Genomic DNA, 11853 nt, shown 5'->3' on the forward strand with positions numbered 1-11853 from the left:
AATAGAATCTAAGTCTTGCGATAATTAGATTTTTTACATTATTTTATCAGAAAAGTTTTAATTTTATATAGAAATTGTAATCGCTTTCGTGTATATTTTTATTATCAGAAAATTTTAACAAGATATAGGGGTATGGTAGGGGGAGGATTTAGATGCAGCAACCAACGAATGAGAAATTACATCGCACGATGAAGAGTAGACATTTATTTATGATCGCACTTGGTGGTGTAATCGGAACTGGCTTTTTCTTAGGTTCAGGTTACACTATTAATCAGGCTGGACCAGGGGGAGCCATCCTTTCATATTTAGTAGGCGGATTTATTATGTATTTAACAATGCTTTGTCTTGGAGAGTTAACGGTAGCGATGCCGGTTTCAGGATCTTTTCAAAAGTATGCAACGAAGTTTATTGGACCAGGAACGGGCTTTATGATTGGCTGGTTATACTGGCTCGGCTGGGCAGTAACAGTGGGTCTAGAATTAACGTCAATAGGTTTAATGATGAAAAGATGGTTTCCAAATGTTGATGTTTGGGTATGGTGCCTTGTATTCGGTGTTATTTTATACGCTTCAAACGCAATTTCGGCAAAAAGTTATGCTGAATTAGAATTTTGGTTTTCTAGTATTAAAGTAATTACAATCCTTGCATTTGTTGTTCTTGGTGGTAGTGCATTATTAGGATTTATATCATATGACGGAAAAGAAGCAGCACCTCTTTTCTCTAACTTTGTAAGCGATGGTGGACTTTTCCCAAATGGACTAGCTGCCGTATTACTTACAATGATTACAGTTAACTTCTCGTTCCAAGGAACAGAGTTAATCGGAATTGCAGCGGGAGAAAGTGAAAATCCAGAAAAAACAATTCCACGTGCGATCCGTAATACAGTATGGCGTATTATGTTATTCTTCATTTTAACAATGACAATTTTAGTAGGATTAATTTCTTGGAAGGAAGCAGGCGTAATTGAAAGTCCATTCGTAGTTGTATTTGATAAAATCGGTATTCCATATGCAGCTGATATTATGAACTTCGTTATTATTACTGCGTTATTATCTGTAGCGAACTCTGGATTATATGCAGCGACACGTATACTATGGTCACTTGCAAATGAAGGAATGGCACCAACTTCTTTCAAGAAAGTAAATAAACGTGGTATTCCAATTACAGCGCTAGTCGTAACGATTGCGGTAGCTGGATTATCCCTATTCACAAGTTTCCTTGCAGAAGATACAGTATACATGTACTTATTATCGATAGCTGGTTTATCGGCTGTTTCAAGTTGGATCATTATTGCTCTATCGCAACTTCGCTTTAGAAGTCAGTATATAAAAGGCGGAGGAAAGTTAGAGGACTTAAAGTATAGAACACCACTATATCCGATTGTTCCAATTTTAGCTTTAATTACAAATAGCATCGTTGTTATTAGTTTAGCGTTTATTCCTGAACAAAGAATGGCGTTATACTGCGGTATTCCATTTATCATTTTCTGCTATATATATTATTATTATATGAGTAAGAAACAGCAGAAACCGATGAAAGTGGAGATGGACAAAACAAATGAAACTAACAATCAAACACGATGATATAAAGGCAGATTTATCGTACGCTCAATTAGCGATTGGAAAAGAAAACGGGTATTCACCGTTACAATTACTCGTTTCTTCTATCGCAGGATGTAGTGCAATTGTCTTTCGAACAATTTTAGAAAAGAAACGTATTACATACGATACGTTTACAATTGAAACTGAAATTGGTAGAAGTGAAGCTTTATCAAAACCAGTTGAAAGTGTTCATTTGCACTATAAAATTAAAGCGGAAAACATTACAGAAGAGCAGTTGGACAAAGCATTGCAGCTTGCAGTGAAAAATTGCACGATTGTTCAATCTGTAAAAGGTAGTATAAAAGTTACGGAAACAATTGAACTAATAAAGTGAAACATAAAAGCGTGAGAGTATAGCTCTCACGTTTTTATGTTTTTAACAGAGGAGGAAGTATTATGAAATGTTTAGGTTGTAAATTAGCAAACGAAGAGGAAAAAATATATAAAGTATATGAAGATGATTATGTAACTTGCTTTTTAGATCATGCGCCTTTCTACCCAGGACATACTTTAATTGTGCCAAAGCAGCATGTTGTAGAAGTAGACGAATTAGATGACGTTGTAGCAAGATCAATTATGGATGCTTCTAAGCTGATTGCAAAAGCGATTAAGGCATTATATAAACCAGATGGAATTACAGTTTGTCAAAATGGTGGAGTATTTAACGAGTTAACACATTACCATATGCATGTCGTACCAAGATATAAAGAGCGTTCGTTTGCTGAGTTTTATACGGTGCAACCGGAGGAAAAGAAGAATCATAACTTTGAAGAGACAAAGAATTTGTTAAAAGAAGCGATAGAGCAAATACTGCATATTGAAAAGGTGTAAAAGAATTTTTCTTACGCCTTTTTAATCTTCATACATACTTAAAACTTCTTTCGCACGTATACGTAAACCATCTATCAATTCTTTCGGTTCTAAAACTTTTGCATCTTTTCCAAGTCTATAAAATAAAGGAGTAATAAAGTTAATCTCACCTTTATCAATTGTTGAATTTATATATCCTGTCCCATCCTCGTTTACTATAACGAATTCCTCAAGATAAGGAACGCTTTTACATTGGCGTACGCCTTCTGTTGTCAGTAAAACATGTAACTGAGTAGGATTGTGTACTACGTTAGAGTTAGAGGCAAACCACTCTTCTAAATTCATGAATGTATCTGTATTTTCTTCCATCGATAATATTGAGAGAATACGATCAACGCGATACAGTAATACTTTTTTTCTACCGAAGTCATAGGACGGTAAGTACCATAACCCGTCGTGAGCATATACACCAATCGGATGAACATGTTTTGTTTTTATCCCTGATTTAGATTCGTATTGAAAGTGTAAATTTTTATTTTCAATAGCCGCTGTTAACACTTTGTTTAAAAGTGGGGTCTCAATTGTTCTCTTCGGATTCCAAAAGGAGATATAAGAACGTATTTTATCAACTTTCGCTTTCGCCTCATGTTGTAGAGAGCTATATAGTTTATGAGTGACAGAATTGATTTCTGTATTAAAAGGCAAGTCTCTGTAGTAGCTTAAAGATTGAAAGGCAAAAAAGATGGAGACCGCTTCTTCTTCCGTAAATAAGATAGGTGGAATGACCCTAGTTGTTAATACTTTATATCCTCCATTACGACCTTGTTCAGCATAAATGGGTAATCCCATATCACTTAAATCTAAAATGTATCTATGAACCGTACGAACGGAAATGTTAAATTCATCAGCTATTTCTTGAGCTGTAAATGTTTTTTTCGCAGAAGCAAATATAAGAATATCTAATAAGCGTTTAGCTTTTGACAAATGTATCACCTTTTCTTTTTAACATGACATAAATTGTCATGTTTTATTGTTAGTATATTGTTTACATCATATGTTATCAAGATGAGATGCAAGGAGGAAAAGATATGTCACGTGAAATAGTTTTATTTATAGCGGCGAGCTTAGATGGATATATTGCGAAAGAAAATGATGATTTAGAGTGGTTAATGGAAACGGAAGGAGAGGGAGATAACGGTTATACAGAAATGTACGAAACGATTGATACAATAATTATGGGAAAGAAAACGTACGATTATGTAGTAGAGCATACGGAAACATTCCCGTACTTAGATAAAGCATGTTATGTTTTTTCTCGTTCAGAAAAAGGTTCAGACGGAAACGTGGAATTTGTAAATGAAGATGTAGTGGAGTTTACAAAAAGGTTAAAAGCACAAGAAGGATCTAAAATATGGATGGTTGGTGGAGGAGAGCTACTGAGAGAATTCTTTAAAAATAATCTAATTGATGAATATATTGTTACGATTACACCGCATATATTAGGCTCGGGTGTTCCATTATTTAAAGAAAAGAATCCAGAAATTAATTTAACTTTAACGGATACGAAACGTTTTGGGCAATTTGTAAATTTATATTATAAAGTAAGATGATAAAGAAACACGACTACTGATGATAGTCGTGTTTCTTTATAGATGGTAATGAAATTATAAAGCAAGACCCGTGATTGACTTCACTCGTTACTGTAATATTCCCGCCGTGTAGCTCTACAATTTCCTTCACGATAGATAGTCCTAAACCAGTTCCACCTGTAGCTCGTGATCTAGCTTTATCAACACGATAAAAGCGGTCGAAAATGTGAGGGAGGTCTTCAGGAGGAATACCTTCGCCTTCATCTTCAATTGTAATGGAGATACGTTTATGTTCTTCTGTAATAGAAATGTTTATATGAGAATGTTCTTTTGAATGTCTATAAGCGTTATTTAAAATGTTTACTATAACTTGTTCAAATCGCTGTTCATCTAAGTTTACTAGCAATGTAGGAGAACAAGAGAAAGAAACTTTAATGTATCTTTCTTTATACATGGCGTTTACTTTTTCAGCTATGCGAGTAAGGAAGGTGTGTAAATGCACTTCCTTTACTTGAATAGAAAAGTTATGTTGTTCCATTTGTGCAAGTGAAAATAAATCTTGAACTAAGTTTGTAATGTAATCAGACTCATCTTTTATAATCGATAAATATCGCAAACGTTGCTCAGGAGGGGTGCTTTCTTTTAAAGCAATGTCAGCATAACCTCTTACGTATGTTAACGGTGTTCGTAATTCATGAGCAACACTTGCTAGAAATTCACTTCGCTCTGTTTTCATATAATGTAAATCATTTGCGAGCGTTTGAATAGATGATGCTAGTTCACCAATTTCATCATTTCGAGTAGTTGTTAACGAAACGGACAAATCGCCTTTACTCATTTTTTCAGTTGCATGTTTCATGTGTAACAATGGTTTTGTTAACAAACGTGATAATAGAAAGATGGTGATGGCTGTTAGTAGAAACGTAATGACTCCGGCAATAATGAATTGTCTTGTTAGCCCGTTAACCATTTCCTCGATTGATTCCGTCCCGAGAAACATATATACGTAGCCTTCCGTTTTTCCAGCCACTACAATGGGGCTAACTGTACATATATAATTAGATGTTTTCCAATGATTCTCTATAATTGCTCCGTCATGATCTGTCCGTGTTTGCATCTTTTCAATATGCTTCTTTATAGTAGTATTTATTTCATTGGATTTAGCTAGTACCTCCTTATTTGCATTTGTAATAACAACAGTAGTTTCGGCTTCGGATTCCATTAGTGCAACATGGGAGATTGTTTGCTTATCAAAATACTTTTCAAGGACATCTCTGTGACTATTTCCGCGCTTTAATAAAGCTGTCATTTCTTCATTTACTCTATTGTTGACAAGGCTATAATAAAGCGAGACAAATAGAACACTTTCGATTAAAAGTGTAACAATCAAAAAATAAAATCCGAGCTGAATAGAAATTCGCTTCATTGCTTTGCTCCTTAATCTAGAGTATCAACCCATCGATATCCGACTCCGTAAACAGTTTTTAAATGATGATCAATAGGGAAATGTGCTTTTCGCAATTTATCACGTAAATTGCGAATATGTGAATCGACTGTACGATCTTCTGTATTTGTGTTTAACCCCCAAATTCGTTCGATGAGCTGATCACGGTTTAATACGTAGTTCACATGGCGTAAAAATAATCCGAGTAAAGAAAATTCAATTGGTGTGAGAAGGAGCTCTTCATTATGGACAGAAACGAAGTGTTTTGTTTCATCCCATACAATACCGTGATATTGGATTTGTTTATGTTCATTTGTACGTCTTAAAACGGCTTCAATTCTTGCGAAAAGTTCTTCTTCATGGAAAGGTTTCGTTACGTAATCATCGGCTCCGAGTTTTAATCCTTGAACGACATCTACTGTTTGATCACGAGCTGTAACCATAATGATAGGAATGTTACTAAAAGATCGGATTTTTTTGCACGTTTCCCATCCGTCCATCTTTGGCATCATAATATCGAGTAAAACAAATTTAAAGTTTTGATTTTCTATATGTAAAATAGCTTCTTCTCCTGAATTCGCACATACGCAGTTATATCCAATTGGAGTAAGATAAAGAGTTAATAATTCAAGCATTCTCGGTTCATCGTCTACGAGCAGTATATCAATCATAGAGAGCCCTCCATATTTATAATCGTTACTTAAAGTGTAATGCAAAATCATGAAGAAATGGTGCAGATTATGATGTGTCTGCATAATTTCTTCAGAATTGCTTGTTATTGTGGAGTTGAAATTACATTTTAGGTAATCATATTGGCTCAAAAATGATTAATACGGAGGCGGTATAGTGAAAAAAATGACCCGGATTTTTGGGATAACAATAATTACAGCAGTTGGTCTTGCTGCATGCGGACAAACGAATACAGACCATAAAAACCATGAATCTACAAAAGAGAAAAAAACAGAGCAAAAGGAAATGAAAGTGAATCAGGAGGTAACGGCGCCAAAAGAAATGAACCAAGGGGCATCGAATGATTTATTAACGACAAGTTTAAAAAATGTGACGAGGTTAAATACAAATGATCCCCTGCAAATGGCAGTGTTAACTTCGCAAACGATATGGCCAGCAACCCATAAAGAGAACCAGCCAGGTGCTGTTATTTTAGTACCAGTGAGCGAGTGGCAATTAGGTATTGCGAGTGCAGACCTTATTCATCATCCGAATAACGGACCGATTTTATTTATAGAAAAAGAAAAAATACCAGAAATGACGTTAAAAGAAATAAAACGATTAAATCCAATCGGAACGAAAGATGGAACACAAATTATGGTGATGGGGGATGTAGGTACTAGCGCGCTTGAACAATTAAAAGGTTATAAAATAAAACAAATAAAAGAAACGAACCCAGCTATATTTGCGAAAGATGTTGATAAGGAGTATGCCGATATAACAGGAAGCTACCCAAATAGTGTTATTATCGGTTCGTCTGCAGAAGAAGGACGTTTATATACAACCCCCGCTGTAAACTGGATTTCTCATATGCCGGAACCACTACTCTATACAGAAAAGAATAAAGTGCCAGAAGCGACAATAGAGGCATTAAAGATGAGAAAAGATAAAGCAAATATATATGTACTAGGACCAGAAAAAATCGTTTCAAAAGAAGTAGAAAAAGAGTTAAGCAAATACGGGAAAGTAACGCGTATTAGTGGAGAGACCCCTACAGAAAACTCGATTGCGTTCGCTAAATTTAAAGATGAAAAAACAAAATTTGGCTGGGGATTCACAAAACCTGGTCACGGTTTATCATTTGTTTCAAGCAAAACACCAGATTTAGCAGTTGCTGGGGCACCTTTTTCACATATGGGTAAACACGCACCTGTTGTCTTGTTAGAAGAAGGGAAAGCTTCACAACCAGTGTATGACTTCCTTGCTACTATTCAGCCGAAGTTTAAAGATGATCCAACACTTGGACCATATAATCATGGCTTCTTATTAGGAAGTACGAGTGATATTTCATTTGAAACACAAGGAATACTAGATGAGAGGTTAGAAATTGTTCAGGAAAGTGGTCAAGGACACGGTGGACATTAATGAAATGAGAAAAGACGCTACTAAGGTAGCGTCTTTTTCTTTAGGAAACTTTTACATAGCAAAAAATCTTCTACTCGTTATATAATATCCTTCGTGCAGTCGGCTAGATTTTCTTATGGAGAAAATCAAATTATAAAGGAGTAGAGGAGTGGTATTTTGTTTCAAACGATAAAAAATGACTGGTTTTCTAATGTGAGAGGGGACGTGTTATCAGGAATTGTCGTTGCTTTAGCATTAATCCCTGAAGCGATAGCCTTCTCTGTTATTGCAGGCGTAGATCCGACAGTTGGACTATACGCAGCCTTTTGTATTGCGGTTACCATTTCATTTGTTGGCGGAAGAACTGGAATGATTTCAGCTGCAACAGGTGCAATGGCATTATTAATGGTAACGCTCGTTAAAGATCATGGTTTGCAATATTTATTTGCTACAACAATATTAACAGGTATCGTCCAAATTATTTTTGGCGTGTTCAAACTGAGCTCATTTATGAAGTTTGTTCCGAAATCTGTTATGAGTGGTTTTTTAAATTCACTTGGAATTTTAGTTTTTACAGCGCAATTACCGCATTTTAAAAATGCAACTTGGCAAATGTATGCACTCGTTGTATTAGGACTTGCAATTATATATTTATTTCCACGTATTACAACGGTTGTACCTTCTACGCTTATTTCAATTATTATTGTGACGAGTATTGCACTTATGAGCGGATTACAGTTGAAAACAGTAGGGGATATGGGAAGCTTGCCAAAAGAATTACCGTTCTTTAGTATTCCTGATGTGCCATTTACATTAGAAACATTAGGGATTATTTTACCTTATGCAGTTATGCTTGCAATCATTGGTTTACTAGAGTCTTTATTAACAGCTTCAGTTTTAGATGATATGACGCATACAGAAAGTAATAAGCATAAAGAGGCACGCGGACAAGGGATCGCAAACATCGTTGCTGGATTTTTCGGAGGAATGGCAGGATGTGCAATGATCGGCCAATCTGTTATTAATATTAAATCAGGTGGACGAGGTCGCCTATCAACATTTGTAGCGGGCGGATTTTTAATCGTATTACTATTCGTTTTAGGAGATTATGTCGTTCATATTCCGATGGCAGCTTTAGTTGCGGTTATGATTATGGTTTCAATCGGAACGTTTGATTGGAACTCTGTAACAACGATTCATAAAGTACCAAAAGGAAACGCATTTGTTATGATCGTAACAGTTGTGATTGTCTTAATTACACATAATTTAGCATTAGGTGTAATTATCGGAACAGTAATTAGTGCGGTGTTATTTGCATTCAATATGGCAAAGATTCACGTGAAACATTTATATATTGAAAATAAGAAAATATACGAAATTCACGGTCAACTTTTCTTTGCATCTACAGCCGATTTCATAAATAATTTTTCATTTAATGAAGATGTAAAAGAAATTGAAATGAATTTTACTCATGCGCACGTATGGGATGATTCAGCAGTGGCATCAATTGATAAAGTTATCATGAAGTATGAGCAAAGTGGTGTGAAAGTAAGTATAACAGGATTAAATGAACGTAGCTCAAAACTTGTTGCAAATTTAGCTAATTATAATAAAAGAATTGCTAGTTAAAAGCCTCCTTTTTAGGAGGCTTTATTATATAATACGAGTAGGATAACGAAAAGGGGATTCAGCATATGTACAAACAAATTATATTAGCATGTGACGGTTCTGAACATGCACTTCGAGCAGCGGAACATGCAACATATATTGCGAAATGTAGCGCAGAAACAAATGTTGAAGTTGTGTACGTAGTAGATAATAGAACGGCAAAATCAGATATTATACAAGGTCAAACAGATTTAGAAACAATATCGGCTAGTCGAAAAGATAAATTAAAAGAGATTGAAGTTTTATTAAAGAAAGAGAACATATCTTATACAATTACGATATTACATGGTGATCCTGGAGATACAATTGTTCAATATGTAAATACAGGAGATATAGATCTTGTTATCGCTGGAAGCAGAGGGCTAAATACACTGCAAGAAATGGTGCTTGGTAGTGTCAGTCATAAAATAGCAAAACGAGTGAAATGTCCGGTGATGATTATAAAATGAAATAGAATGTACTGAAGACCTTAGTATAACTGAGGTCTTTTTTATGTATAAATAACTCTCATTTGTGGAAATACTAGATATATAAGTTGAAAAGATGTTAACTTACAAATTTGTAAGTTAGTTGTTAGAGAAATCGATGTTATGAAATTTTTCTCATTGGTAAAATAAAAGTATCAAAGGGGAGAGAGGGAGGATGGAAGCAATGAAATCATTTCAAAATTTGTCATATAGTCAAGGGGTAAGCTTAATTTGTCTAGGAGGATTTGCTGGATCTGTTACGTTAGCTGTTTTAATAAAGGTATTTCATCAAATCTTTTAATATTAGAGTAGGGAAGGAATTGGTTGTTATCATTAGTAGGAAAAGCAATGAAAATAAAAAATAGCTCTTAGCATGTATGTAAATGCTAAGAGCTATTTTTATGTTTATTTTTCTACTTCTGGCTTCTCACTTGTTACAGTAACGTCTTTCCAATGTGAAGTTATTTGATTCACTTCAGTGTTGACATCATAATTTTTTACGCGCTTATTAACACCTGTTAAATCAAATGTGTAATGAATTGGAATCATCGGTGCTTCGTCATGAATTAATTTTTGCCATTTATCGTATACTTCTTTACGATATTTTTCATCAGTAGCTTTTTCTGATAATCCTGCTTCTAATAACTTCGTATTTTCATCATTTACCCAGCGTTGATAGTTGAATCCGGCATTTTTGCCCCATAGGCCAGAAAGGTCAGGGTCAGAGCCAGTGTTCCAAGCACCGGCAAAAATATCAACCTTCGGATCATCTTTTTTAATCATGTCACGCATAGCATTAAATTCGTGTAAGCGTCCATCAACAAGTTCTACTTTTAAGCCGATATCTTTCCAAGATTGAATGTAGAATTTAGCCAGCGGTTCACTTGTTTCACTACCACTACTAGTTAAGAAGTTAATCTTCAATTCATTACCTTTTGGATCTTCACGGAATCCATCACCATTTTTATCTTTATACCCAGCTTCATCTAATAGTTTTTTCGCTTTATTTACATCGAAATTATACGCACCAACATCATTATTATGGTACTTTGGCATAGATGGTGGAATTGGAGAGTTAGCTGGAACGCGAAGTCCGTGATATACTTTCTCTCCTAATTTTTCTCTATCAATTGCATGTGCCATCGCTTGACGTAAACGAACGTCTTTGAACTTATCGTTATCCATTACAGCTTCATTCTTTGCTTTGTCCATATGTCCGAACTTAAATCCGATATAAGTGTAAGCAAGGTCAGTTTTACCAATTAGTTGTGTGTTTTTTAATTTACTTACGTTCGGATATTGATCAGCAGTAATTGCTGCAATATCAATATCACCTTTTTTCAGAGATGCACTAACAATAGATGGATTTACAACTTTTAATGTTACATTTTTTAGCTTAGGTTTGCCGCCCCAGTAATCATCAAAACGCTCATACTCAACTGATTCACCAGGAACGATTTTCTTCACTTTAAATGGACCGAATCCAATTGGATTTTGACGGATTTTATCTGATTCAGCTAGTTTTTCAATTGGTACATCACCTAAATATTTTTTAGGTGTAGGATATGTCCAAACACCAGTTTTTAGTGAAGGGTTTACTTCTTTATAAGTAATGGAAATTGTTTTTGGATCGACTACTTTAATACCAGAAATTTTGTCAGCTTTTCCAGTGTGATATTCTTCCATACCTTCAATCATTTGCATTTGTGTATCGTAACGGATACCTGTATATTTGCTATTACCGATTATTAAGTAAGAATATTCTAAATCATCAGCTGTTACAGGATTACCATCGTGCCATTTTACATTATCTTTAATTTTAATTGTAATTGTTTTTTTATCTTCAGAAATTGTATAAGTTGCAGCACCGTCATTTGTAATTTCCCAGTTTTTATCTGTAGCTAATAATTGTTCATCAAAGAAATCCATAATCTCTGAATCTGGAGCAACTTCATACAATACCCTACTTAAAACACCAGCGAAAGGTGAATTTGAAACGAGTCCATAAGTTAATGATCCGTCTTTAATTTCTTTACCGTCATTTTTTACAGCAGCACTAAATTTATTTGTTTCTACTTTTTTTGTGTTTGCCTTTTTACTACCGCTATCAGCACCCCCACATGCAGATAGTAATAATGTTGAAGCAGCAAGTGTACTTAATACTTTGTACAGTTTTGGTTTGTTCATAACTTCTCCACCCC

12 protein-coding genes are annotated in these 11853 nt (G+C 34.9%); 8 read left to right on the top strand and 4 right to left on the bottom strand.

Annotated features, from left to right (window positions below):
• The first annotated feature begins 152 nt into the window (after positions 1-152).
• The 3 genes from ACO6VI_RS14970 to ACO6VI_RS14980 all read left to right on the top strand — a co-directional run bounded on the left by ACO6VI_RS14970 (position 153) and on the right by ACO6VI_RS14980 (position 2432).
• Entirely contained in the window at positions 153-1583 is a 1431-nt protein-coding gene (locus tag ACO6VI_RS14970) for an amino acid permease (RefSeq protein ID WP_001187093.1), read from the top strand.
• Complete coding sequence (locus ACO6VI_RS14975) at positions 1558-1935, top strand: OsmC family protein (protein WP_161520033.1); 378 nt, start codon at positions 1558-1560, stop codon at positions 1933-1935. The genes ACO6VI_RS14970 and ACO6VI_RS14975 overlap by 26 nt, the downstream gene beginning before the upstream one ends.
• 62 nt (positions 1936-1997) lie before the next feature.
• Positions 1998-2432, top strand: coding sequence for an HIT family protein (locus ACO6VI_RS14980; protein WP_023521048.1), 435 nt, complete (start codon positions 1998-2000; stop codon positions 2430-2432).
• A 21-nt stretch (positions 2433-2453) separates the two neighbouring features.
• Here the strand turns inward: ACO6VI_RS14980 and ACO6VI_RS14985 are convergent, their stop codons facing one another.
• Positions 2454-3395 (bottom strand): helix-turn-helix transcriptional regulator, encoded by a 942-nt coding sequence (locus ACO6VI_RS14985; RefSeq protein ID WP_422423572.1) that lies wholly within the window; start codon positions 3393-3395, stop codon positions 2454-2456.
• A 104-nt stretch (positions 3396-3499) separates the two neighbouring features.
• On the opposite strand from ACO6VI_RS14985, the gene ACO6VI_RS14990 reads away from it, so the two are divergent.
• Entirely contained in the window at positions 3500-4021 is a 522-nt protein-coding gene (locus tag ACO6VI_RS14990) for a dihydrofolate reductase family protein (protein WP_071732223.1), read from the top strand.
• 13 nt (positions 4022-4034) lie between these two features.
• On the opposite strand, the gene ACO6VI_RS14995 is transcribed toward ACO6VI_RS14990, so the two are convergent.
• Positions 4035-5426: an ATP-binding protein gene (locus ACO6VI_RS14995; protein WP_422423574.1), complete on the bottom strand. Its 1392-nt coding sequence runs from the start codon at positions 5424-5426 to the stop codon at positions 4035-4037.
• An 11-nt stretch (positions 5427-5437) separates the two neighbouring features.
• Positions 5438-6115, bottom strand: coding sequence for a response regulator transcription factor (locus ACO6VI_RS15000; RefSeq protein ID WP_000565468.1), 678 nt, complete (start codon positions 6113-6115; stop codon positions 5438-5440).
• Between the two features lie 175 nt (positions 6116-6290).
• Here ACO6VI_RS15000 and ACO6VI_RS15005 point away from each other — a divergent pair, with 175 nt between their 5' ends.
• The 4 genes from ACO6VI_RS15005 (at position 6291) to ACO6VI_RS15020 (ending at position 9953) form a co-directional block, all read left to right on the top strand.
• Positions 6291-7538 carry a cell wall-binding repeat-containing protein gene (locus ACO6VI_RS15005; RefSeq protein WP_161520036.1) on the top strand — a complete coding sequence of 416 codons (1248 nt, stop codon included), beginning with the start codon at positions 6291-6293 and terminating at the stop codon, positions 7536-7538.
• A 156-nt stretch (positions 7539-7694) separates the two neighbouring features.
• Positions 7695-9146 carry a SulP family inorganic anion transporter gene (locus ACO6VI_RS15010; RefSeq protein ID WP_161520037.1) on the top strand — a complete coding sequence of 484 codons (1452 nt, stop codon included), beginning with the start codon at positions 7695-7697 and terminating at the stop codon, positions 9144-9146.
• A gap of 65 nt (positions 9147-9211) precedes the next feature.
• On the top strand, positions 9212-9634 hold the full coding sequence (locus ACO6VI_RS15015; RefSeq protein WP_000277991.1) for a universal stress protein: 423 nt from the start codon (positions 9212-9214) through the stop codon (positions 9632-9634).
• Between the two features lie 202 nt (positions 9635-9836).
• Complete coding sequence (locus tag ACO6VI_RS15020; protein ID WP_002094283.1) at positions 9837-9953, top strand: DUF4027 family protein; 117 nt, start codon at positions 9837-9839, stop codon at positions 9951-9953.
• 104 nt (positions 9954-10057) lie between these two features.
• On the opposite strand, the gene opp4A is transcribed toward ACO6VI_RS15020, so the two are convergent.
• The gene (gene opp4A, locus ACO6VI_RS15025) at positions 10058-11839 is read right to left on the bottom strand and encodes an oligopeptide ABC transporter substrate-binding protein (RefSeq protein WP_161520038.1); all 1782 of its coding nucleotides are present in this window, start codon (positions 11837-11839) and stop codon (positions 10058-10060) included.
• Positions 11840-11853: the final 14 nt, after the last annotated feature.

Origin of the sequence: Bacillus sp. PSXD-155, assembly GCF_049310765.1 — a bacterium.
Classification (GTDB): Bacteria; Bacillota; Bacilli; order Bacillales; family Bacillaceae_G; genus Bacillus_A; species Bacillus_A cereus.